General features: G+C 44.4%; 22 protein-coding genes and 1 tRNA gene. 4 read left to right on the forward strand and 19 right to left on the reverse strand.

What is annotated here, in order from left to right; genetic code table 11:
• The 10 genes from LCF57_RS17800 to LCF57_RS17845 all read right to left on the reverse strand — a co-directional run.
• A partial coding sequence (locus LCF57_RS17800) for a non-ribosomal peptide synthetase (protein ID WP_226001895.1) occupies positions 1-9503 on the reverse strand: 9503 nt, incomplete at its 3' end.
• 285 nt (positions 9504-9788) lie between these two features.
• Positions 9789-10538: a polyketide synthase gene (locus tag LCF57_RS17805; RefSeq protein ID WP_226001896.1), complete on the reverse strand. Its 750-nt coding sequence runs from the start codon at positions 10536-10538 to the stop codon at positions 9789-9791.
• 46 nt (positions 10539-10584) lie between these two features.
• Entirely contained in the window at positions 10585-11346 is a 762-nt protein-coding gene (locus LCF57_RS17810) for an enoyl-CoA hydratase/isomerase (RefSeq protein ID WP_226001897.1), read from the reverse strand.
• On the reverse strand, positions 11343-12605 hold the full coding sequence (locus LCF57_RS17815; RefSeq protein WP_226001898.1) for a hydroxymethylglutaryl-CoA synthase family protein: 1263 nt from the start codon (positions 12603-12605) through the stop codon (positions 11343-11345). The genes LCF57_RS17810 and LCF57_RS17815 overlap by 4 nt, the downstream gene beginning before the upstream one ends.
• A gap of 15 nt (positions 12606-12620) precedes the next feature.
• Complete coding sequence (locus LCF57_RS17820) at positions 12621-13859, reverse strand: beta-ketoacyl synthase N-terminal-like domain-containing protein (protein WP_413232202.1); 1239 nt, start codon at positions 13857-13859, stop codon at positions 12621-12623.
• Positions 13846-14085, reverse strand: coding sequence for an acyl carrier protein (locus tag LCF57_RS17825; RefSeq protein ID WP_226001900.1), 240 nt, complete (start codon positions 14083-14085; stop codon positions 13846-13848). The genes LCF57_RS17820 and LCF57_RS17825 overlap by 14 nt, the downstream gene beginning before the upstream one ends.
• A 70-nt stretch (positions 14086-14155) precedes the next feature.
• Complete coding sequence (locus LCF57_RS17830) at positions 14156-14917, reverse strand: 4'-phosphopantetheinyl transferase family protein (RefSeq protein WP_226001901.1); 762 nt, start codon at positions 14915-14917, stop codon at positions 14156-14158.
• A gap of 129 nt (positions 14918-15046) precedes the next feature.
• A complete protein-coding gene (gene loaP, locus LCF57_RS17835; protein WP_226001902.1) occupies positions 15047-15568 on the reverse strand; it encodes an antiterminator LoaP in 522 nt (173 codons plus the stop codon).
• A gap of 310 nt (positions 15569-15878) precedes the next feature.
• Positions 15879-16556, reverse strand: a complete 678-nt coding sequence (locus LCF57_RS17840; protein WP_226001903.1) for an MBL fold metallo-hydrolase — start codon at positions 16554-16556, stop codon at positions 15879-15881.
• A 377-nt stretch (positions 16557-16933) separates the two neighbouring features.
• A tRNA-Leu gene (locus tag LCF57_RS17845) sits at positions 16934-17019 on the reverse strand.
• Positions 17020-17256: 237 nt separating this feature from the next.
• Here LCF57_RS17845 and LCF57_RS17850 point away from each other — a divergent pair.
• Both LCF57_RS17850 and LCF57_RS17855 read left to right on the forward strand, forming a co-directional pair.
• On the forward strand, positions 17257-17415 hold the full coding sequence (locus tag LCF57_RS17850) for a hypothetical protein (protein WP_013311032.1): 159 nt from the start codon (positions 17257-17259) through the stop codon (positions 17413-17415).
• A gap of 130 nt (positions 17416-17545) precedes the next feature.
• Positions 17546-17737 (forward strand): hypothetical protein, encoded by a 192-nt coding sequence (locus tag LCF57_RS17855; RefSeq protein ID WP_226001904.1) that lies wholly within the window; start codon positions 17546-17548, stop codon positions 17735-17737.
• 77 nt (positions 17738-17814) lie between these two features.
• Here the strand turns inward: LCF57_RS17855 and LCF57_RS17860 are convergent, their stop codons facing one another.
• The 3 genes from LCF57_RS17860 to LCF57_RS17870 form a co-directional block, all read right to left on the reverse strand.
• Entirely contained in the window at positions 17815-17967 is a 153-nt protein-coding gene (locus LCF57_RS17860; RefSeq protein ID WP_226001905.1) for a hypothetical protein, read from the reverse strand.
• Between the two features lie 95 nt (positions 17968-18062).
• Positions 18063-18389, reverse strand: a complete 327-nt coding sequence (locus LCF57_RS17865; protein ID WP_226001945.1) for a YnfA family protein — start codon at positions 18387-18389, stop codon at positions 18063-18065.
• A 51-nt stretch (positions 18390-18440) separates the two neighbouring features.
• Complete coding sequence (locus LCF57_RS17870) at positions 18441-18623, reverse strand: hypothetical protein (protein WP_226001906.1); 183 nt, start codon at positions 18621-18623, stop codon at positions 18441-18443.
• Between the two features lie 230 nt (positions 18624-18853).
• Between LCF57_RS17870 and LCF57_RS17875 the strand changes: the two genes are divergently transcribed.
• A complete protein-coding gene (locus LCF57_RS17875; protein WP_226001907.1) occupies positions 18854-19168 on the forward strand; it encodes a hypothetical protein in 315 nt (104 codons plus the stop codon).
• A 70-nt stretch (positions 19169-19238) separates the two neighbouring features.
• Positions 19239-20270, forward strand: a complete 1032-nt coding sequence (locus LCF57_RS17880; protein ID WP_226001908.1) for a glycosyl hydrolase — start codon at positions 19239-19241, stop codon at positions 20268-20270.
• Positions 20271-20343: 73 nt separating this feature from the next.
• Here the strand turns inward: LCF57_RS17880 and LCF57_RS17885 are convergent, their stop codons facing one another.
• From LCF57_RS17885 to LCF57_RS17910, 6 genes are all read right to left on the reverse strand, one after another.
• Positions 20344-20559, reverse strand: coding sequence for a hypothetical protein (locus tag LCF57_RS17885; protein ID WP_025715598.1), 216 nt, complete (start codon positions 20557-20559; stop codon positions 20344-20346).
• 187 nt (positions 20560-20746) lie between these two features.
• The gene (locus LCF57_RS17890; RefSeq protein WP_226001909.1) at positions 20747-21847 is read right to left on the reverse strand and encodes a glycerol dehydrogenase; all 1101 of its coding nucleotides are present in this window, start codon (positions 21845-21847) and stop codon (positions 20747-20749) included.
• Positions 21848-21959: 112 nt separating this feature from the next.
• Positions 21960-22529 (reverse strand): GNAT family N-acetyltransferase, encoded by a 570-nt coding sequence (locus LCF57_RS17895; RefSeq protein ID WP_226001910.1) that lies wholly within the window; start codon positions 22527-22529, stop codon positions 21960-21962.
• A 200-nt stretch (positions 22530-22729) separates the two neighbouring features.
• Complete coding sequence (locus LCF57_RS17900) at positions 22730-23716, reverse strand: ketoacyl-ACP synthase III (RefSeq protein WP_226001911.1); 987 nt, start codon at positions 23714-23716, stop codon at positions 22730-22732.
• A 32-nt stretch (positions 23717-23748) separates the two neighbouring features.
• Positions 23749-24099, reverse strand: a complete 351-nt coding sequence (locus tag LCF57_RS17905; RefSeq protein WP_226001912.1) for a hypothetical protein — start codon at positions 24097-24099, stop codon at positions 23749-23751.
• Between the two features lie 189 nt (positions 24100-24288).
• Positions 24289-24942, reverse strand: a complete 654-nt coding sequence (locus tag LCF57_RS17910) for a cell wall hydrolase (protein WP_226001913.1) — start codon at positions 24940-24942, stop codon at positions 24289-24291.
• Between the last annotated feature and the right edge of the window lie 299 nt (positions 24943-25241).

Here is a 25241-nt window from a genome sequence, read left to right on the forward strand (position 1 = left end):
TCATGAATCGCGGTTAACGAGGACGAACACATGGTATCGATCGGCATGCTGGGTCCTTGCAAATTGAACAGGTACGAAATCCGGTTAGCCACGGAGCTAAAGGATAAATGAGGGAATATTTGTGCCCCCTTCCTCCATAATTCCGGTCCATACAGCTCGTAGCCCGTTTTGGTAATTCCCGCAAATACGCCTACCCGGCTGTTATGCCGCACCGCAAGCTGTTCCCTGGTGTAGCCCGCATCCTCCATCACTTCCCAGCAGGCTTCTATGAACAGCCTTTCCTGAGGGTCCATACTGAGCGCTTCCCGTGGCGCAATATTGAAGAACAGCGGATCGAATTCCGCAAATCCTTCGATAAAGCCCCCCCACTTGCTGTAGCTTTTTCCATGAGCTACAGCTTCCTGTTTATCGGGATGGAAGAATTCCTCCATCGTCCAGCGTTCTTGCGGGATTTCGGTGACACAGTCCTTCCCTGCTTTTAGATTTTCCCAATATTCGTTCATGTTCCTGGACCGTGGATACTTTCCTGCCATTCCGATGATCGCTATCGGTTCACGAGTTTCCGCCAGCCTAGGCCCCGCCCAGCTTCGGTCAGGCTTCGCTGTCGCCTTCACGGCAGCTGGCACAGTTTTTTCTTCGGCATACAGCTGTGCTGCAGACGTTTCCTCTACTGGCTGCATGTCATGACTCATCCCGACCCACCGCATACACTCCTGCGAGTAGTCCCTCACAAAATATTCCGTCAAGGCACGCAAGGTCTGGTACTCATAAAACAGTGTCTGGGACAGCTCTCCAAAGGAACTCGCCAGCTTGCCATTGAGCTGGGTAATCATGATGGAATCAATTCCATAGGTTTCCAAGGGCTCATTGGCTTCGATGCTGCCGACGCTTAGCCGGGTTACCTCTCCGAGTAGCATCTTGAGACAATGCAAGGTTTTATCGTAGAGCAAGCCCGCATCCAGCTTAGGTGTGGTTGTCTGGTTAGGTACTGCTGTCTGGACGGCACGGACACCGACCTGTGAGACAGCTTTCGCCAGGAAATCCTCGATTTTCTCAGGCTCCCCTTCCATGACCATTACCTGCTCCTTTCCAGAGGACAGGCATTGCTGCAACGCCCTCATGCCCGACCGGGTCTGCATGGCCGTGATGCCCATGTTCTGCATCATGATCTTTTCCGTGTCCGCATCGATCCGCATCCCGCCCTCTTTCCATAGCGGCCAGCGGATGGATAACGTCCGCCCTCGTCGTTGCTTGGCCCTTACCAGGGTATTCCGATATTCTGCGTATGCGTCCATAAAGGCATTGGCGGTGGCATAGTCGGCCTGTCCCGGATTGCCCAGGCTGCCCGATATGGAAGAAAAGAGCACAAAGAAGTCCAGATCCTGGCCGCTGCTCGCTTCATCCAGATGGACCAGTCCTCTAACCTTCGGTCCCAGCACCTCCATAAATTCTTCGCTTGTTTTCTTGATGATGAAGTTATCGTGAATCACCCCTGCACAGTGGATGATCCCATGGACACGCCCACATTCCTCACGAATACTTTCCAGTAAACCGATAACGGTGCTCTTATCGGTGATATCGCCTTGTCTATACTCCACGCTGGCACCTGAGGCCTCCAGCTCCTTCAGTCGGGTCTGTCTGCCTCTGTCCAGCGGCGATCGGCCCGTCAAGATCAAGGTCGCCGCTGGGGCCTGCCGGACAATCTCTTCTGCAACAAGCAACCCCAAAGCGCCAGAGCCTCCGGTGATCAGATAGACGCCATCGTTTTTCCATGGAAGTACCTCTTCTTCCCGGAATGGCTCGAGCCTGCTCCAGAAAGCAGTTCTCCGTTGACCGTCCGCATAGCGAATCCATCCATCCACCGGGCTGCGGCTGTTGTCCTTCAGCTTCGCCAGGAGGCCTTCCGCAGATTCTCCCTTTTCCACTTCGATCAACTGCCCGATGAATTTCGGGTTTTCCAGCCGGGCTGTCTTCAACAACCCCGAAAGTCCCGAAAAGAGCCGCCCTTCCCCGGAGTTCCGCACGACAATTTGAACCAGCACTCTTCCCTCCGGCTTGTCTTTGAGTATACTTTGGATGCTCTCAAAGGCTTGGGCGGCATAGGCCTGGAACCGTTCATCTACCCGGTTCTTCCCAGATTGAAAAGCGAGGACCTGCGCAAGGCCGTTCACTTTTGCTGCGAGCCGTTCGTGTAAAGCTTCGTCCGGCTCACAAAGCAAAACGATACGCTGCTCATAGGCAGGGGCTTCGGCTTCCAGCGATACGTCCTGCTCCTTCCAGGCAGGCTCAAACATCAGTGTACGGCTCGCTGTAACCGCAGGCGCTTCCGCTGTTCTGGCCCTTGCCGCCTCGGTCTCCAGCTCAGGAGCCCAACAGCGCTCCTCAGCAAAAGGATACGTAGGCAGACTTATCCTTTTCGGTTTGACATCGTAATACAGTAATCGCCAATCTATATTGAAGCCTTTGGCCCACAACTCTGCCAGCTTGTTCATTTCACGATTTGAAATCCATTTGCTCACTAATTCTTTGAAAACTTCTTCCTGTTCAAATAATTGTATCGAATCTTTTAACTGATTGTTTTCTCCCCTCCAGCAGTTCTCGATATGTTCTTTTCCATTCGCGAACGATTCCAGTTTTTGTACCAGCTCGCTCATATTCTTGACGATAAAGGCTACCCGATTTCTCATTGCCATTCGTCCTGCTTGAAGCGTAAAGGATACATCCGATAAGTTAATTCCTTGAGAAGCTGCCAAGAAAGCTGAAAGTTCATGTGCATACACTGTAAGACGATGCTGATTTCTTGCAGATAATGGAATGAGATAGACAGCATCTTCGTTCACAAAACTAGATTTAAAGCACTCTGGCTCAGCACCGGCTACAAATTGTTCGAAAATGGCATGGGCGTTGGTTCCGCCTATCCCAAAAGAGCTTAGCGCCGCCCGGTGAGGAGCCGATGCATTCTCCCATTTTTGGAGTCTATCAACAACATAAAAGGGTGAATCGGGCAAATTGATATCAGCATTTGGTTTTTCGTAATTAAGCGAAGGAGGAATCTCATTATGGTATAAGCTTAAAGCAACTTTAATGCACCCCGCCAAACCTGATGCCGTATCCAGATGCCCGATGTTGGTTTTGACCGACCCAATACCGCAAAATTGTTTTTTTGTTGTATACCTCCTGTAAATATCATTTAAGGCGGCAAATTCAACTGGGTCCCCCAATTTTGTTCCGGTTCCATGGGTCTCGATATAACTTATGGATTCGGGATGAATTTGGGTTAATTCTATCGTCTTCTGAATAACCTCAGCCTGACCTTTGACACTTGGGGCATAAAACCCTAATTTGTCGGTTCCATCGTTGTTCACGCCAACTCCTCGTAAAATCGTATAAATATGGTCACCATCTTTAACGGCGTCCAGCGTTTTCTTCAGTAGAATAACCCCAACCCCTTCTCCGCCAATCATTCCGTCTGCCGAAGCATCAAAAGCTTTAATATGCCCGTCACTAGAAAAATTCAAGCCGGGTTGATACACATAACCTAAACTGTTAAAAGGAAAGATCGTTGACGCTCCGACCAAAGCGTATTTTGCTTCACCGGATAGCAAGCTTTGCGAAGCTAGACGCAACCCGACTAATGAGGAAGAACAGTTCGAGTGCACAAATAGGCTAGGTCCTTTAAATCCTAATTTATGAGAAATCATGGTAGGAATTGTTCCACCCTGTGCTAAAATCCAGGTTACATATTCATCCGCGTTTTTCAGGACATTAGGCGATTGCGAGGCCAAATTGGGAATAAGTGCTTGATAGAAGCTGCTGCTCGCCGACATAAATACACTGGTTTCAGGAATTTCTTTGGAAACATAACCAGCATCCTCAACGGCTTTCCATGAATGCTGTAACAGCAATTTCATCTGAGGGTCCATAAACTCTGCATTTTTCTGTGAAAAGTTGAAAAACTCAGGGTCGAAATACTCTTTCCCCTCAATCGTACACCGTCCGGGAACATAATTTGGATTCTCGACGATTTCTCTATCCAGCCCTAATCGATTCAGCTCTTCCTCGGAAAAGAAGCGGACACTCTCAACCCCTGCCCTCAAATTGTCCCAAAACTCAAAATGGTTTTTCGCTCCCGGAAAATGACATGAAATTCCTATGATTGCGATACTATCTTCAAAATAATCGGGGTAGGACGGCTTACGGTCATCTTCAATCGAATCCATTTGGGGTGAGGCTGTATTTTTAGCTGCATCTGTTTGTTCCGGTGTAGATGTAGAAGCAACGTCCTCGCTTTTAGTTTTTGTAATGTAGGCACTAAGTTCCTTAATCGTCGGATACTTGAACAATGCTGTCACCGAAATATCGCAATCCAGCATTTTCTTGATCCTACTGATCATCTCTGCTGCTGAAAAAGAATTTCCGCCTACGTCAAAGAAAGCATCATCCGTACTTAGATCGTCAACATTCAGAAGTTTTTTCCAAATGGTTAGCACCTGATGTTCAACATCCGATTGTGGCAAATAGATCTTTCTTGTTGTTGCTAATTCGATCCTGCGACTCATTAATTCTTTCCGATCTATTTTCCCATTCGGGGTCAAGGGCAGCTTATCTAGTTCGATAAAAAATGCAGGTATCATATAATAGGGCAAGAAACTTTTTAAATAATTTCGTACTTCTTTCGGATCAAGAGTGGACTTTCCGGACACGGAATGGTTTAGAACACAGTAGGCAACAAGCTGCTTATCCCCCGCCTGTTCCTTGGCAATCACAACACAATCATCAATTCCCGGATAAGTTCTGACCTGACCTTCCACTTCATTCAGTTCAATCCGAAATCCGCGAATCTTCACTTGATAATCCATCCGTCCCATATATTCAATAGAGCCGTCCGAAAGCCATCTGCATAAATCTCCGGTTCTGTAGAGTTTTGTTCCCGGATTAAATGGGTTGTCTATGAATTTTTCAGCCGTAAGTGCTGGCTGGTTCAAATAGCCTCTGGCCAAACCGCCGCCTGAAATAAAAAGCTCGCCCGGAAGCCCGACAGGCACAGGTCTAAGACGTTTGTCCAAAATGTAAATTTGGGTGTTTGCGATAGGCTTACCAATCGAGATAGGCTTGTCTGCGGTGATCGATTGAATTGTAGACCAAATTGTCGTTTCAGTCGGGCCGAACATATTCCATGCGTCACAACTGTTATGAACAAAATAAGATTTCAACGTTTCTGAAAGTGCTTCCCCACCGCAGAGAACTTTCATGTTCTCTTCGTTCTTCCAGCCGGCTTGAAAGAGCATGGTCCAAGTAACAGGAGTCGCTTGCATGATGGTCGGTTTTATCCTTTGAATTTCCTGCTTAAGTTTTTCGGCATCCTTTGTCTTTTCGGAGCTGCAAATATGGCATTGAGCGCCTTTAATCAAAGGCAGATATAATTCCAGTCCCGCTATATCAAAGCAATACGTTGTCACTGCAAGCAGTTTGTCCTGCTCTGTTAAGCCAGGTTTCTCTCCCATGGAAATAAGAAAATTGGTCAACGCTTTATGTGGAATCATGACCCCCTTCGGTTTCCCCGTACTTCCGGAGGTATATATCACATAGGCCAAATGATGAGGTTGCACTTCCCGTTTGAGTGACTTTCTACCCTTCACATCACTTTTTAGATGATCCCCATCTTTACCAAGCACAATGCAGTTAACATTATTCCCTACCAAGCGTGACACTTTCTCCAGCAATCCCGATTGCGTAATGACCAGTGAAGCATTGGAATCCTGAAGCATATACTCCAATCGATCCTCTGGATAATCCGGATCAAGCGGTACGTAGGCTCCACCCGCCATAAGGATTCCCAACAGCCCAATCATCATATCTAAAGAACGTTCCATGCAAATCCCTACAAGCGTATCGGGGGTTACTCCATGATGCTGCAAATATATGGCGAGCAAAGTGCTCTTTTCTTTTAGTTCTTTATAGGTAAGCGATTCTTCTGCATACACGACCGCAATAGCATCAGGCGTTTTTCTTGCCTGTTTTAGGAATAATTCAGGGAGACATTTATCAGGATAACTTGTTTCGGTAGCATTCCAGTCATAAAGGATGCTGTCCTTTTCTTCTTGTAAAAGTAATGAATACTCCTCCAAGGCCCAAGTAGGATTCTCCAGTAGCGCTTCCGCTAATCCGATGTAACGCTCTGCCATCTGTACAATGGTTGATTCCTCGAACAAATTGGAACGGTATTTGATATTTAATACCAATTCCTCTTCCTGCTCCAGCAGTTCCAATACCAGCTCATATTCACCTTCCTGGTGAATTTCTTCAACCAATTCGACGAAAAAGATATTTTTATACGGCATGCAAAGCTGCTGAAAGCTTGAATTTTGAAGAAAATTTTGATAAGAAAAGACCGCTTGGAAAACAGGCGAGCTCGTCAGCATACTCGGCACATTCAATTCTCGGACCAAAGCCGGAAAAGGATAAGAAGCATGATCCATTCCATTGACTACTGTCAGCTGCAATTTTTTCATAAAATCCAGGAATGTCTCTGTTTCCGACATCTGACTCCGGATTGGCAGCATATTGACAAAATAACCGATTAATTTGTCAAAACGCTGCTCCGGGCGTACCATGGTCGGCATTCCAACAATGATATCTTCCTGTCCCGAATACTGGTTAAGCAACACGATATACGCACCTAACAAGACTGTAGACAAGCTCGTATGTTGCGCTCGGGCAAAAGACTTTGCCCGTTCGGCCCATTCTTGTGGAAGCCGCTTTGTGTATGTTTGGCCTTCCATGCTTTGAGTCAGAAAACCGGAGCGGTCATATGGAAGCTCAAGGGTCGGTAAAGCACCTGACAGCTGTTGCTTCCAATAGGAGCGATACTTCTCTCCTTCAGCACTCGCTAACATCGTTTGCTCCCACTTCACAAAATCGCTGTAGCTTGCTGCGGGTGGTAACACGGTCGGTCTCTTTCCCTGCACCAGGTCCTTATATGCATCTAAAAAGCTTTGAATAAAAATGACGAAAGAACTTCCATCAAAAATAATATGATGTAGTACAACCAGTATGAAATGTTCTTGTTCGGATCTGGACATAAGATAAACACGCATCAAAGAGTCCTGTTCCAGCACAAATGGTTGCTTTGCCTTGTTCCTAATGAAGGGGATAACTTCATCCGCTTCCAATGTTGAAATATCCTCCATATGCACATGAAGCCGCTGTGTGGGCTCCAGCCTTTGATAAGGTATCCCATTTTCCTCTTCAATCACACTTTTTAGAATGGGATATTGTTCTAACACGGTGTGAAAAGCCTTTTTAACGCTCTCTATCTCAATCTTCGTATTAAACCGGAGACATATCGGTACATTGTAAGCATTCATTTCAGGGGACATTTTATGTAATAGCCACAACCCTTTTTGAACTTCTGAAAGCGGATTCCTTCGGAAATTGTGCGAGGTTGTTTCAGTCTTGGCCTTTGCAACCGATTTATCTGCTACAACTTTCTTGGCCAAATAAGCCGACAATAATTGAATCGTAGGGTACTCTAAAATTTCTCTTGCTTTAACCTTGATTGGATAGGATTTCTCAAGGCCGCGTATAAGCTTCATGACAAGAATGGAATCGATGCCATAGCCGTGAAGATTTTTATTCAAATCCATTTCCCCGTGCTCAAGATTCAGTTCCTGACACAAAAATTGCACCATATACTCCTGAATCTCTGGCTGTACCAAAGGAACGGCATTCATAATACCATCAGCTGTCTCTCCAATATTCGAACGGGATGTTGAGTAAGCACTCCGATATTGATAAAGGGCTCGAAGCTCTTGTTGGATATAGGCATTACGGCAGATTTTTCTTTGGATTTTACCGCTCCCCGTCTTGGGTATACTTCCCTTAAGCAGCAAATATATATCGTAAATCTCAAGTTGGTGCGTCTCGGATACGGTATTCAATATGGTATCAACCAAACGTTTATATTCCTGCTCATGAAGGGGCGTTTCAATTTCCTGTACGACGATTACCTTTTCCTGACCATTGATCTCAGCGGAAAATACAGCGATGGGCAAGGTCAACTCCGGCATATTTTTTTTGATGGTCCATTCAATATCGACGGGATGATGATTTTTGCCGTGAATGATGATGACTTCCTTCTCTCTGCCGATTACATACAGATGATTGTCCGCAATGAAGCCAAGGTCCCCTGTACGAAAAAAGCCGCCTTCTTTTGTATTGGAAAGAGCTGCCTCAAAAGTGTTATTCGTTTCTTCCTTCCTGTTTAAATACCCTTCTGCCATCCGTGCCGATCTAATCCAAATCTCGCCGACTTCCTCCGGTAGGCATTGTATATGCTTTTCAGGATGAACAATTCGAATTTGCATCGGGTCTTCGATCTCCCCGCAACTGACTACGGACTTAGATTTGTTCTTCTCATCCGTGTATTGAATTCTTCCTTGCTCCAAGCTAGGAATATCCAAATTAAGAAATCTCAGCGACTGGCCTGGCTTAATACTGGCAACAGGGCTCAGCTCCGACAACCCAAGAAGAGGACAAAATATATCCTCTCGAAGCCCTAATGCCCGGAATTTATGGATGAAATTCTCGTAAGTTTCCTTCCGGATAGGCTCACCTGCACATATAATCGCTTTAAGATGGCGAAGAGAATATGCCTCGATTGAAGCCATATCCAATGTGGAGCAGCAATAATCGAACGCAAAATTTGGCGCAGCCGTATGAGTAGCCTGATACTTGTCAATCATCTGAATCCAATGTTCTGGTTTTTTAGCAAAGCTTTCTGGCGGGAGAATGGTGCTCGACGCCCCGTTCAGTAGCGGGACTAAAATATTGTTATGTAGCCCAAAAGCATGGAATTGCGGCATCCAGGAAACGACACAGCTATTCCGGTCAATTCTCCATTGCTCGGCCTTAACCTGATTCATCAAACATCTGTGACTGAGGATTACGCCTTTAGGCAAGGATGTAGAGCCTGATGTATAAAGCAAAAGGGCAATATCTTCCGGCGCTGGCACTCTCATTTTGATGTCAACGTCAGCGGTGTCCTCTTGAAAAATCTCATCAACATTCAGGATACGAAGCGAATGAAACTCCTGTCGTGTTTGGAGAAATGCTTTGAATTCAGTATTTGTTATAATACATACGGCCTCGGAATCCTTTTGAATAGGTATAATTTTCTTAATAATTCTTTCATCTAGCTCCGATTCTGTGTTGGGTGTAGGTATGGCTACGATATTTGCATAAAAGCATGCCAACATGCTGCTGATATATTCCAGACCCTGAGGAAACACAAGAAGTACCCTTTCCTGCGCAGCCAGTTCTTTCAAAAGAACATTGCCCAAAATCCGTACTTGCTGCAAAAGCGTATTTCCCGTAAGAAATTGGGGACGCTCCCCTTCTTTCTCAAAAGTAAATAACTCTTTTCCAGGAAATTGCCGGCAGGTTTCAATAAAAGAGGCTATCGGAATATCAAGATCCCAACTTTGGTCATGTTTACGTGTCATTCATCCACCAACTCCTCAAAACACAAATTTATATAACATGAGCTAAAAGCGTATCACCATGTTCAGTTTGAGCTGTTGTTCACGTTTGAAGCATTGCCTGGAGTTACCTGATAGAATGTATCAAAGAAAAAACGAGTGATGAGGAAGGCTATATGCCTCTTTCACACTCGTTGCCAATTCGCATGAACAACTGTAAAAGCATTCAACGAAACTCTATGGATTGAGATATACAGGCGCAGCAGTTTATAAGACCACGATTTGCATAGCTCATGTATATAAATTTGATTATTTTCCAAACAAGTTGATAATTCGTTCTTTAACCTCCGCTTGATGAAAGGTCCTCTCATGCATAATAAGCTCTTGTTCTACGATTTTGGGGAGCTGGTCCCGGAGTGGAGCAACCAAATGATCCTTTAATGTGATTAAAGAAAATCTGGGTTTCTCCGCTAGCTGTCGGGCAAGGTCCATAACATAGCTCATCACTTCTTTGCGGGGCAGGATCGGGAACGGAATTCCCCGTTTCTCCAATTCTGCGCCTCGGTAGTTGCCCCCATTTAACAATAATTCTTCTCCTAAGCTGAACCCTAGTTTTTTGGGAATAATGTACGTCGCACCCATTCCCGGTGTGAATCCGTATTTCATAAAATTAGTCGTATACACACTTTCCCTGCTTAGGACTACGAAATCAGAAAATAGCCCCATTACAAAGCCCCCGCCCACCGCATGCCCCTGCATGGCTGCTATCACTGGGACTTTGCAGCTCAATGCAAGAGAGTAAATATTCTCATCAGTAAATTTCGAAACTCTTTCATGTATGGCCAACAATCCCTCTTGCGTCCCACCCGTGGCAAAATAGTTATCGTATCCTGTTAGAATTACGACTTTGCAGGTTGAATCGTCCTCGATCGTCTTGAACGCTTGTCTTAGCCCATGGGTCATTTCAAGAGTAAATGTATTTTTATGAACTCTATCTTGCATTTTCACTTGAATAATACCTCGTTCGATTTCAAGTAGCTCAACCACAGATTGTGACATTATGATCCTCTTCCCCCCTGCATCCCCATCTTGTAGCCAATGCCCATCAGTCCATCCACGGAAATTGCCCCGTTTCGACATACCGGAAAATGCCTTTAAGATTGTGATCGTCTGAAAACACCTCTTGATTGGACGCCAACGCCAGTGCTTTACAATGACGTAGATCGTTGAGTTCATTCATAAAGCGCTTGTAGCGTAAAATTGCCGTTTTGTTCAATCGTCTAAGGCGTAATAAATGCTTGCGCAGCACCGTCTCGCTCTGAGCGTCATACGCATCGACCAATCCCCATAAAAGGGCCTCTTGAACCAAAACCGGTTGTGTCATTAGTGTTAAATAATGTGCTTTTTGAAATCCAATCCTGCGGACTAAAAATGGCAGAACGCAAGCAGGAAAAAGCCCGAACAGCAATTCTGATAAGCTGAACTGTGCTGTCTGATCGGCTATCACAATATCGCTGGCAGCAATAAATCCAACACCGCCAGCGTTTGCCTTTCCTCGCACATGAGAAATCGTGATGTAGGGCCCAGTTGACAGCTTAAGCCACAGATCATAGAGAGGCTCTGGACTTTGTGCCTGTTCTTGTCCACTTGCCATTTTTTCACGCATTTCCTGAAAATCCGCCCCAAAACAGAACACCTCCGGCAGACCTTCCAAAACTACGATCGTAACCGACTCCTCACACAGCTCAAGCACCTGCAAGCATTCCTCGATGAGGGTATTATTAATCGTATTATTTGCCTCCGGCCGATAAAACCGTATATAACAAATCGATTCTTGAAACCGAACCTGAATCGTTTGATAATTCATGATTCCCACCTGTATTTACGGTGGAATTCATAGATTTCCTCTAGATATAACCGCTGTCTCCCTTTCCCGGAAGCTATCACCCCCGGAATTAATTGAAAATCCAGTTTGGCGTTGCGAGTTCCAAAACGTACGGCGCCACTGCCTTTCAGCAAGGATTCATATTCATCCATAGATAACTGATAACGATCATTCAAATGACGCTCGATGTCAAAACGCCGCAGATGTTCCTGGCTTTGCGGCATAACAACCCCACTATAAAATTCCGAGCAGCAGCCTGATCCATAGGAAAAACAGCCAATTCGCTTCGGAGAATCGAATGTGCCTTTATCAATCATACCTGCCAAGGACAGGTACAAAGTGGCCCCCATAATATTTCCGACTCGTTGACAATACGCTAGCCCGGGCTTTACACGTTGTAAATAATCTGCCTCAATCTCATTCGGTTTTGCTTGGGTCATCCTGCGCATCATCGTTCGATGCGCTCCTTTTACCATTCCGCCAAATGGGGTATGAAAGGCAAGATACTGAAAGGTATCTTTATAATCTACCCCCTTTACCCGTTTTTGGTATTCCAAAAACGTTTGCTCGCAGCAGTCCAGATAGGACATTAATGATAAATCTGCATCCCCTGCCTCGCTATCTGGAATCGGCCGGCAAGTATCCATCACCTCATAGCCGTAATATCCATTAGCCCCTACATCGACTTGAAATATATGCGGGTTTTCACTAATGAGCATTGCCACGGCCCCTGCGCCTCCGCTTGGCTCAGCATAAGACCAATCCTCACTCAAGACATCCCCGCCTTCAGCAGCAATAAATCGTGAAATATCAGTGGCAATGACAAGTGCTTTCGCTCCCGGCGAGACCTGGGAAAGAATAAAATTCACCGCCATTTGGACTCCGGCAGTACCCGAATAGCAGGCTTGCTTGAGCTCGAATAATCTGCAATTCCGATTCAGTCCCAAATAGTGGTGAATATATGTACTGATTGATTTTCCAAAATCAATACCTGATTCCGTACAGGTTATAAGCATTTCAATTCGGTTTTTTTCCGCTTCTGAAAGAGCGTCCACCAGCGGTTTGGCCGCATTGACTCCGAAGGTAACCGGATCTTCATAAGGTAGGGCAACAGCCTTTTCTTTCATTAATAAATTTTCAAATCTCGCAGGGTCCAATTGCCTATGTTGCGCTAATTGCATGACATCCAGATAGGCCGAGCCACCAAAAACATTCATTGCCTCAATTCCTACTAGAACCATAATTATCCCCCTCTCCTAAATGCCCGACTCACATTTTTGCATACAAATGGCAGTATTAATTCCGCCAAACCCCATGCTCAGATTCAAGGTATTGTGAATCACTGCTGGTATGGACTCATTTTTCACCCAGTTGCAGTCCACTTCGATAGGCTCCTCCAAATTACGGGTAGGGTGAAGTCTCGACTCCTTCATTTGTAAAAGAGTAGCAATAATTTCAACAGTACCTGCCGAGCTCAAGCCATGACCAATAATGGATTTGGTTGCATTGATGTAAGCGTGTGATAGTTTACAGTCCTGTAATGCCTTTATTTCTATCTCGTCCCCCACTACCGAGCCTGTCCCATGGGGATTAATATAATCAATCTTTTCCGGTAGCAGCTTCGCTTTCTCCAAAGCTCTTCTAATTACTCGGACCTCGCCTTCATAGGAGGGATTGGGATTTCGGTTTCGATCCATCCCCATATCCCATCCTGCAAGTTTTGCATAGGGTTTCTCCTGACGCCTCATCGCAGAATCGGATCGCTCTATGACTACAACCCCGCAAGATTCCCCATATATGAACCCGTCCCGCATCTTATCAAATGGTCGACACGCCCTTGCGGGTGCATCGGCATATCGGTCGCTTCCCATTGCTCCCAAGGATCGCAACGCCTGGCATTCCAAATACGAGATATCCATCAATGCACCCATCGCAATGCATACATCAACACGATCCGCTTGAATCGCCTCAATCGCTTGAATGATCGCGACTTGTCCACTCGCGGAAGCGCCTCCGACCGTATATGCTAATCCTTGAATGCCGAACTGCTCGGTACATAGTCCGCACAAATCAGTATCCATAAAGGAAACCCCGTAGGTCGGCGGCACAAAGCACATTTTTTCGCGGTATGTCTCATAGGTCTGAAGTAATTCCCGCTGTTGAAAATTGGAGCCTCCAACCACCAGTCCAATGCGGCTCGGGTCGACGTTATCCAATTTAGCATCATCCCAGGCTTCTTGAAGGGTAACCATGGCTACCTGCCCTGAAAATGATGCTGTTCGTAGCATCCGTTTGGAGAATGTCTCCGGATAAGACAAGGATGGCAGCTCCGCCCCTATAAATGAAGCTTCGCCCCTCCTACCGGGGCGCTGCATGACTCCAAATGCATGCTGCCCTTTGAATAGCGCCGAGGCAAAGGCCGCCTTCCCTTGGCCAATCGCCGAAGTAACACCAACCCCCGTAATGACTAGCTCAGGCAGTTTATAATTTTGCATGGAGCGCATCTGTCAATTCCCCTATATTTTTCACGCCAAACAACTCGACGCGCGGAATATTAAGAGATAATGCTTCCATCGTCTTGGTTACAATTTCGGCTCGGTCTACCGAATCTGCACCCAGATCCACCAATCGATCACCATACTGGATATTGTGATCTTCTAATTCTGGAAGCACTTCACGAATACAACGTGTGACAATCTCAAATACTTCTTCTTTACGCATTTGTACCCTCCTACAAAATAGATTGATTAGAACTCAACTTTATCAAGGGATATCCTCCATAAATTTCGCCCTACACACAGTTTCGATGAAAAATCGGATTAAATTTCTCATAAAGACCTGAAGTATTTATACTCCATTCCGTTTTCCTTGGTGCTACAATAGTGTAGATGTAGTTACCCAACCGGTAAGACTGGGCAGCATACTGTGGAAAATGTGAAAATGTACTTCGGTAGTATCCATTCACAAATCTGGTCTCAATAATTTCAAGCACATGCGGCGATGTTGTAAAACCTGTACGCAATATTTTTGAAATCGCCTCCTTTACCGTCCAAAAAACCGTCAATAAAGCCGAATACTCCTCTACTCCCTGCACGTCGGAGATTCTTTCCCTTTCTTCCGTCGTCAACTGACTTTCGATGGTCTTATTTCGATTAGGACCAATTCTCTCGAGATCAATGCCCATGGGATGCGCTTCAGGGAAAACAACAGCGGTCCCGATGCAGTCGCAGTGGGCGATGCTTACCTGGTAGCTGGGGACACCCGTGATTCGAAGCAAGGGCTGGCCGAAAATACCTGTCTTCACACTTACGTTGCGCAGGTTCGGCTCGCTTAACAGCACCGAAGCTGCTTGTTTTGCACTTAGCCTGCCAAGCAGAAAGTTGGATTTTCGCCGATGGAATACCAGATTCTCGAAGTAACTACACTCCTCCGAATCAAAAACTTCCCGGTCGAGGGGAGCGCCCGTATTATAATCTGCATGCACAAAGCTGACTGCCGCCTTCATTACGGTATCTTCCCGTTTCAACATGAGTTGCTCAACATACGAGGCCACTACATTCCCCCCCTATGATGTATTCCTACATGATTCCATTTTGAAGTCCAAATCAAAAAAGGCCTTCAAATCCCTTTTGGGTTCTGAAAGCTTCTACATGGAGAATGAACTCCCCACAACTTCTTCATTTTAAACCTTACTAATAATCTCCAAGGCTACATTCACTAATCTAGTATCACCCATAAATTCTAACTGAATGACCGCTTGTCTTTTATGTCTGTCTATCTTCTTAACTATACTGCTCCTTCCTTTAAGAGGTCCATCTATGATACGTATATTGTCTCCTTCAATAATTCCGGTTGATGATTCTATACAATAGCTATCATTGCATAAACTTTCTAACATTTGTCTCTCAGAATCTCTCATTGAAGCTTCTAGCTTCGAGTATCTCAATAAACGAATGATATCACTAGAAGTGCAAATCACTGAATTTGCATTTGTTACGAACTGCAAGTCGGGTAAATTCGACTCAATAAATACATAACTTGGGAACAAAGGAGCTAATTCTTTCTTTACGGTTCCTGCTACTTTAAAAAGCCTCTCTTGGAGCGGTATAAATGGTTTGTAAACTTCAGAATCCAACCATTCATTAAAAAGTTGCTTGACCCTTTCCTCCCTACCCGTTCGCACAAAAAAAACGTACCAATTCACTTCACTCATCTCCTATAAAACGTACTGCCAAATCATCTCCTATACTGTCTACTGCTAATATACATAGCTTCGCCCTTTCACTTATCCTACTTGATAAGCTACAATCTCTCATGATATATCCCTTATTAGTGGTTAACGTGACCCGCCAGCGATTAACCACAGATAAGTTCCTTTATTTTTCATATAATCATATAATTGGAATAATGTATTTCCATTATAATCCTCTATTTAAACACTGTCAATTACCAGTTAAATTCGCAGCGGCCAAGTGTATCATAGAGTGACAAATCTTTCTGAATATCTACAATATTCATTTGAAATCGAATAGGCCTTTTTGGTTCGGACGCATTCTGAATTCAATAAAATGTTTCTTATTCGTAAATTGAAAATAAATATTTTCATCCATGAGGTGATCGAGTGAGAAACCAGGCGCTTTACCAAATGAATGAGCAGGATAAATTTGAATGGAGCCATCAATCTCTCGCTTTATTTTTTGAATGCTATGATATAGCTCTTCAGGATCTCCTCCATTCGGATCACAAAGGCCACAACCTTCAATGAATACTGTATCCCCAGTAAATAAGTGATCTGATAAAAGATAGCATACACTTCCCACGGTATGCCCGGGGGTCAAAAGACTTATAATTTCCGTTTCACCAAGCTTGATTGAGCTCCCGTCTTTAAGCGGATATAAATTTCTACATCTAAAATTATAAAAATCGATTTCTTCTATTGACATGAATACTTGCGGATTATATTTTTCCAAGAGTGAATTCACCAAATTTATGTGATCAAAATGTGAGTGGGTTAATAGTATTGCTTTGAGATCACCATTCAATTGTTGAATATAGGACTCTACTTTCAATAAATCCCATGATGGGTCAACAATAGCTATGTCTCTTGTTTTCTTATCCATCACAAAATATACATAGTTAATGAAATTCATAAAACGGACTTTTAACTGTTCCATATGATATGTCAGACTCATTTAGCTTCACTGAACCACCTTAACTCCAAATTTATATGTATCCCCTTCGGTACCTTCCTTTCGTAAGCCTGTAACGTAGAAACCAGTAATTTACACAATTATGTAAACTCAACTTCGTTGTAACAATAATTATAGCCATCTATGCAATAGAAATGCTCCGACTCTCTGTTACAAGATCGCTCCATGTACTCGTTAGAAAAGTACCTGTATAGTTCCTCCACAATCTTGTCAAAATAAAAAAAAAACGCCTCCTCCGTATGGTAACGGTGAGACGTTTTTTTGAAATTCTGTGTACCTGCGGAATGCTCCGTTACGATACCAGAATTCCTCGTTATTTTCGTACATTTAACGCTGATGTGATCGTGATGAATCAAGGATGCCGAGGACCGGGATCGAACCGGTACGGTAGTCACCTACCGCAGGATTTTAAGTCCTGTGCGTCTGCCAATTCCGCCACCCCGGCAAGCATTTAGGAACGTTATTTTTACACTTACTTGTCCTACAAGTACTAGAGAAACATTACTTATGGTTCTCATTATGTGAATACCGTTCAATTGGTCACCAACATATAATACGACAATTTCATCGGTTTGTAAAGTGTTTTTTAAAAAAAATAATAAAATTCTCTGCTTGAATAACTTAAGGTCATTTGAATTACACTAATAAACGTCTTTCCAAACTACCAGAAGGGGTGTTACGAATGCGTGAAGGTATGATTCCAGCTGTTCTTGGAACGGTAGTATCGGCTTCAGGTGCTGTATTGCTGAGCAGTAAGTACAAACTTGCAGCTACAGGCATTCTCGGTTTCGGACTGGCTCATGTAGTTCTGGGAGCGATTGATCTGATTGAGCATCGCTAGTTGTTTGGGAAGTGCCGGGCAGGATTCCATTCCTTCCCGGTTTTATTTTTATCAACGTTTAGTATGGAGCGTAGGCGTTTATGTAAAGTGTAGAATCTCAATATATCTATAAAGGAGCTTGTGATGCGCTATGAGAGAAAATAACTCCGAAGAAAAGAATCATACTGACGATCAAACCGAACATAAACAATCGCTGGACAAACGTGAGCCGGGATTTAATCGTATTCCTGATGTCGATGCTGATACGCCTGCTGCTACCGACATGATCGATGAGGCCGTAAGCCGTGGAGTCGACAAGCTGCGTAACGATTTTACAAAATAAAGTTTGGGTAATAAAAAAGCAGGCTTAATGAGCATGTTTACCTAATTCTTAGTTATATGTACAGTGATTTCGCAAAATCACTTGAAAATAAGCATAATCCAGCCAATTATCGAAATCCACAGCATAATGCTAATCAAAAGCCCGAATACAATACCTACAGAGAAATTACCTTCAGTCTTTGGCAAAGCATTTCCAAATTTTAATCTAAGCTTCATTTGATTCCAGTTCATAGAACCCCCTCCTTAAGTTCTATTTCGGAATATGAAGCTTATTTTTGTAGATCAATAGTCATATTTATAAAAATAAAAAAGGGTTCTTTGTCCTATCATGCTGAGCGGGGAAAAAGTATTACAGCAATACCAATTAAACAAATCAATCCCCCAATGATATCGTACACATCAGGTGTCTTTTTATCAATCCACCAGCCCCATGCAATTGAAAGAACAATAAAGACACCTCCGTAGGCTGCATACACACGCCCAAAGGAGGAGAAAACCTGAAAGGTTGCAATGATCCCATATACAGCCAAAATTACTCCGCCGCAAAGTCCGACATACCATGTCTTCCCTTCACGCAGCCATTGCCAGATCAAATATCCTCCTCCAATTTCAGCGATGCCAGCCAAAATAAAAAGTAACGCTGCCTTTAACACCATTTCACATCCTTCATTCTGCTAAGCTGCTTGATCGATTTGAATGTCTCATTAGAACACTCGGCTTAAAATAATAATCACTGCGATCACGCCGACCAGAATAAGCAGGTTGCTGACCTGACGCCATAAACCAGAGACTCCCTCAGAGTGAAGCTTTTGCTGATTTACATCAAAGTTTGCTTTGGCTCCTTCAGCATCTACAGGCTTGGAGAACGGTCTGTTATCTTCATTCATGTAAATAACCTCCTTGTTCAGTATCATCTTAATGATACCAAACTTCACCTCTGATTTCGCATTGATTTTATTGTACAACCATGTGTCGATATTCACTGAATATAAAGCATGATGACGAATTAGGGCAGAGTGGGTATTTAGACGCCTTTCATTGCAGGACCGTAGTTATGATATAATTTAGTCAACTTGTTCAAGAACGTAATCAGGGTGTAACTACTTCTCCAACGCTGATGGATTTACATCCAAGAATCTTCATTCCGATTACAAACCAGCATATTTTGATTGTAATTCCGAGGGAGGATACCGATGTCCCCAATTTTTTTAGCTACTATAATGTTAATGGGCCTGTTGTTATTTCAGGCAGCCATCATTCTGGGTATTATTCATTGGATTTCCAAGCACACCCGCCGCCCAGCCCAGACCAAAATGTACCTTACGCTGGGTTTGCTTGCTTTGATTTTAGGCTTCTTGGTGTGGAACAACTGGATATATCCACAGGAATTCAATGGTTGGACGATGATTTGTTTGCTAGTGATCATGATTAGCGCATGTATACAGCTTAGAAAACAAAAAGGAAAAAGCTAGTCTCATTACATGCAGCAAAGGAGGAGCGCCATGAAATCTCACTCAATACGCTTTTGGCTACAGAGGGTGCTACTGCTAATGCTTGTTTTACTCTTTAGCGGCTCTCAGCAATCGTTTATCATAGCCGATGCCGCCCCACCTGTTAATGCTCAAGCCTCAGCTAAAGCAAGGCAGCTACTTGCCTACCTTTCCAATGTGCCGGCTGGTATGCTGATCTCCGGGCAGCACGATTACTTGGAGGCACCGGATGAACAAAATAACAAACTACAACAAATCAGTGGTCAATACGCAGGGCTTCACGGATATGAGTTTGGAGGATTGGCCAATCAGTCTCGTACTGCCTTACGAGAACAGCGGCAACGTGTTATGGACAGCGCTATTCGATGGAGTGAGGACGGCGGGATCGTAGCTATCACCTTTCATCAAGCGTTACCGGGTACACCCAAAACGTGGAAGAACGTACAAGCCAAAATTACTCAAGCTGAGTTCAATCTTTACGTCACGCCGGGCACCCCCCAATATAAGCAGCTGATCGCTGATTTGGACGAGGTTGCTCTGTCACTCAAGAGCTTGCGAGACGCAGATGTGCCTGTTTTATGGAGACCGTATCACGAAATGAACGGCAGCTGGTTTTGGTGGGGGAACAAGCAAAATTACGCCAAACTGTGGGATCTGATGTATGATCGGTTTGTACGTGTCCATCATCTCGACAACCTGTTGTGGGTATGGAGTCCCAATGCTCCGAACGCATATAGCACTCCCTATAATCAAACCTTTCCAGGTATACATCGAGTGGATATTCTCGCAGCCGATATCTACAACAATGATTACAAATCCTCTTACTACACCGAATTGCTAAAGCTTGCGCAGGGCAAGCCTATCGGAATCGGGGAAAGTGATATTCTACCGAGTGCAAAGGTGCTCCAAAACCAGCCTGACTGGGCCTATGCCATGACATGGGGAAAGGAACTGTCTGCAGTCAATTCTCAGGCAGCGATCAGACATTTCATGAACCAAAACAATGTTATCACACGAGAACTACTTCATGAGTCCTTCCGCTGACAGGACAAAAAGCTTCAACTTCGCTCTATGAGTGAGGTTGAAGCTTTTTTATAAATAAAACCCAATCAAGTCCTTAACTATTTCTGATTACTTCTTCCAGATCAATATCGGCATATGCCTCTTCACCAAGATGCACGGATACAATGGTGTAAATCCGTTTGGTCAATCTTGACATCAGTCGATCACCCGGTACTACAGAATATTCTTCCCGAAAATCTCCAATTTTGTGAAAACCGCTGGATATATGGATGTACAAGTTGCCTCTTCGTGTTTTACCATGTACCAACATCAAATCTCCTCCTGCTGTAACATCCTAATTTCCCCGTTACATATATATCGGTCAGAACAAGATAGGATATAAGTCCCTGGTACTCTTTACCCGTTTCATATGATTGTGCAATTAAACGAAACGAGCCTGCCATTGATGTGACAGACCCGTTTTTATAAAGCTATTTCCGTAATTTACGAAGAAACTATTATTTATAGGATTCTGCTATCGCATTTGCTGCAATAATAGCGTTGTACACGTCGTCAGGGCTGACTGGGAATGGCATGTTGACCATCGTATCATTGGATGCACAAGCAGCCTCAGCTACTTGACGCCACTCGGCCTCAACAAATTCCTCTACCCCCAAATCACGAAGCGTCAATGGGAGATCTACATCCTTAATCAGCTTAATCACGGTTTCCAGTTCCTCCTTTGGAGCATTTTCCAGCACCAGCTGAGTTAACAGACCAAATGTAACCTTCTCGCCATGCTGTGCTTTGTGGAGCGAAGGGACAGCTGTCATCCCATTATGAATGGCATGCGCTGCTGCCAACCCGCCTGATTCCGCACCGACACCACTCAAATAAATAGTTGCTTCAATCGTATCCTCCACTGCACGAGTATATACTTTACGATCGACGGCACGTTTGGCCTTCACTGCATTTTCCAGCAGCGTTTCATAGCAAAGGCGGGCAAGTCCCAGCCCTGTGGTGGAAGGCTTGTTCAAAACCAGGTTGTCCCCGTTGGACTGATAGCAAGCACGGGCTTCAAAATAAGTAGCTAACGCATCACCGATACCGGCTGCAAAGAAACGCGCAGGTGCTGCTGCCAGAATTCCTGTATCCGCCAGTACAACGTCTGGATTCGTAGGCAGGAACAAATATTCATCAAAGGAGCCATCTTTCTTATAAATGACCGCAAGCGCGGTACAAGGGGCATCCGTAGAAGCAATCGTTGGGAAAATAACGACAGGCAGCTTTTCATAATAAGCGGTTGCCTTAGCGGTATCCAGCGTTTTACCGCCGCCAATCCCTATAATAATGTTAGAGCCATGTTTATGCACTAATTCACGGTTACGTTCAATTTCTTCCTTTGTACATTCATATTGGAATTTCTCGAAAACTGCCTGGTTACCGGCTGCTTCAATAGAAGCACCAGCCTCCTTTTGGGCCCTTTCAAGAATAAACTCATCACAAATAACAAAGGCTTTATCGCCATAATCCTTAATGTAGTCATTTAATGACGAGAGCAGATTTTGACCAGAAATAAATTTCTTGGGTGAAGTAACGGACCTTACAACGTTTTTCATGTAAATTCCTCCTCAGCTTTGACTCATACCGAGACGAATAGCCATTTCAGCATGTGACACATCTAACTATAAACCTCTTTTCACCATATTAAAAGGCTTTTTATGGAATATTTTATGAACAAATTGTGTATCCGTCACCCTTCACGGCTGAACTCCATTCAGAATACAGAATTCCCATCATGATACGGTCATAGCTATTACCATCACGAAGAACAGCGGAACGTACCCTTCCCTCAAGCTGAAAACCAGCTTTTTCGTAGGTCCGAATAGCCCGATTATTGTATTCAATTACATCCAATCCGACCCGATTCAAATTTAATTCATAAAAGGCATAACGAAGAATGAGTCGCACAGCTTCTGTCCCATAACCTTTGCCACGATATTTCGTATTGCCTATGCCAACTGCCAGCTGTCCGGTTCGATTATTCCACTCAATCCCATGAATAGCAACAAATCCGATCAAGACATCATCTTCTAGTGTTCTTAATCGAAAATAAACCTCATTAGAGCTTGGAGTCCCTTCTGACTCCATCTGCTTCAATGTGTAAGGGAGTGCCAAATCCGTATCTACATTTCGAAGGTACTCCGCATCCTCCCCCCACTTGAACATCACCTCGGCATCCTCGTCTCTGACTGCGGCCAGTTTAATTCGTTCTCCGTAAAATAAATTTTCGATCTTCATTCATGCTTCATCTCCTGTTGTACATTTTGTCCGTTTTTTCACTCAACTATTAATCTATTAAATGTCCGCAATATAAGCTCCCCTCATGAATTCAATGTATAAATTTTACAAAATAATCAGTTAGAACACAATCAAATCATCAGGTCACTTATGCAGAATGCTCAAAAAAAGACCTTGCAGCCGCAAGGTCTTTCGTATTCTTAATATTTAAACAGCATAGCAACCAGTTGATATCCGGCTCCAATCGTCCAGAACAGCACATAATCACCACGCCGGATACGACCGGATTCGATGCCTTCATACAAGGCAATGAATGGACTGCTGGTACCTGTGTAACCGTAACGATCACCCACATAGATCATCTGGGCATCCTCCAGCCTCAAATGGTCCTGAATCTTCAACACATTTGCCAACGAAAACTGAGACAGGCAATAAGCCCGTATATCCTGAGGTGCCAGCCCATTCTTCTTTAAAATACGTTCAAGCAGATCATATGTTGGGGGCAGAGCCATATTCGCATCAAACGGAAGCCACTGAATATATTTTCCGGGTGCATTCGTTTGCAGTGTTGCCGCTAATCCCTGGGCAGGATATAAAATTTTATCTATATTGATCGGGTCTGTAAAATACATGGAATCTATAAAGCCGGTATCCTCTTCTGTACGCTCCAAAATGGCCGCACACGCAGCATCTCCATAATTCGCATATGTAATTTCATCCTCGGGACCGGAAATGAGCGAGTTATAATCCGAACCAATAATAAGCGCTGTCCGCACATCAGGATTGGATAGCATCGCTCGGCTAGCCTGATCAACAGCTACGGTCATCCCAGCACAGTTAGCATTAGAGTCCATCACGGCTACGTCATGCCTGGCCCCGATCGCTTGGTGAACAAACAGCGCATTCATCGGAAACAGCGACTCAGGAACTTGGCTGGAGAACACGATCATATCCACATCACGTCCTGTCATACCGGCTTGTTCCAATGCTTTTTGCGCGGCTGCAATCCCCATGGTTAGACTGTTCTCATCCGGATTATCAATGATATAACGATTTTTTCTGCCCATATGCTCCATGAAGCGTCGAATATCTTTGCCCTGTTCGTCAAAGTGGCGAATGTAATATTCGTTATCCAGCGAATGGGACGGATGATACGCACCCAAGGCTTTAATTTTAACATGGCTCATCAGCAGTTCCCCCTTACATACACCTCAAAACATTATTGTACAACAATATCTACGTTGTTTAATCCCGCTTCACGCGCTACACGACCCAGCTGCATTTTAATAATCGTTTGTTGAAGGCTGATACCAAAAATCACTTTGGCAAACCCGGTTTTTTTATAACGCGCAAAAGAGCCCTTCAGTTTCTCTACTTCTCCCGGACCCAGCAACGCCATTTGGGTGCAATCTACCTTGAGCGTGAAGTTGGATGCCTGAATATTCGAGGTTTTGGCTTCATAATCTTTTACAAAACGTTCATACTCCTCTTGGCTAAAAACTCCCTTCACTGCCATATGCACCGTTTTAATGGCTTGATCCACTTCGATGGTATAAGGATGTTGACTCATTTTAGTAGGACTCCTTTGATTTCATATTTTTTCTATTAAGAGTATCGGAAAAGTATGTAGCATTTTTAATATTAAACTAGGAAAAATCACGACTAAAAGATTACAGATTTGTGAATATACAAAAAAAACCGCCACTGCTCCTAACTACAGGAGCAACTGACGGCTAACAAGTTATTGGTCCATATTGAATTAATTTGTAAACGTATGCCGACCAAGCGAGATGACAGCCGGACGGCTTTTACTCCATTTGGCTGTAGCAATGGCCGGATTGTAATAATACAAGGACACATTCGTCGGATCAGCACCATTCAATGCTTGTCGTGCCGCACGGTATGCGGTCTTGTTTGGCTTGAGGAGGTATTGACCATCCTGTACAGCGGTAAACTGGCCCGGCTGCAAAATAACGTCCGGAATCGAGCTTGGAAATTCACCAGACTGTACACGGTTTAATACGACAGCGCCAACAGCCACCTGTCCTTCAAACGATTCTCCACGTGCCTCCGAATAAATGATCCGGGCCAACTGTTCCAAAGCGGTTAAGCGCACCTTTCCAAAGGAATCCAGCTTGGCTTGTGTTGCCGCTCCAGCTATACCGTCAGGCGTCAGACCATTGTCTCGTTGAAAACGGGCTACTGCTTTACTGGTCAGAGAACCATAGTACCCGGTAAAACCGGCTTTGAAGTAACCGAGCGAATGCAGTTGCTGTTGAAGCTCCAGCACTCGATCGCTCTGAATCCCTTTCCTCAAAGCTGATGATTGCGCTTGTGCTTGCTCCGGTAAGACTGATAGGACAGCACCCAGCATACATGCGCAGGACAAGATTAAAATAGATAGTTTTTTCATATTCCAGACAACCTCCTCTTTCATGTTCTGTCCGGTACAACCATTCCGGCCTGTACAACTCAGGGGCGTTTATCCGATGTTGTTTCTTCTGCCATAGCTTATTGCCTAGCTGCGGAAAGACGCGTTGCTACATGTGGTATCGGACAAAGCTTCTTTCACACGTCCGTTGCAGTATACCATAAGCCACATTTACGTATCATCCGGCTCTGGTCCTAAGACTGCACCAGCCAATAAAGGCCAGTTCTAAAGGACTGATTTCGTAATAGAAGCAATGAGCCCTGTTCTGACTACACTTGAAC

Origin of the sequence: Paenibacillus sp. BJ-4, assembly GCF_020404765.1 — a bacterium.
In the GTDB taxonomy this organism is placed as follows: domain Bacteria; phylum Bacillota; class Bacilli; order Paenibacillales; family Paenibacillaceae; genus Paenibacillus.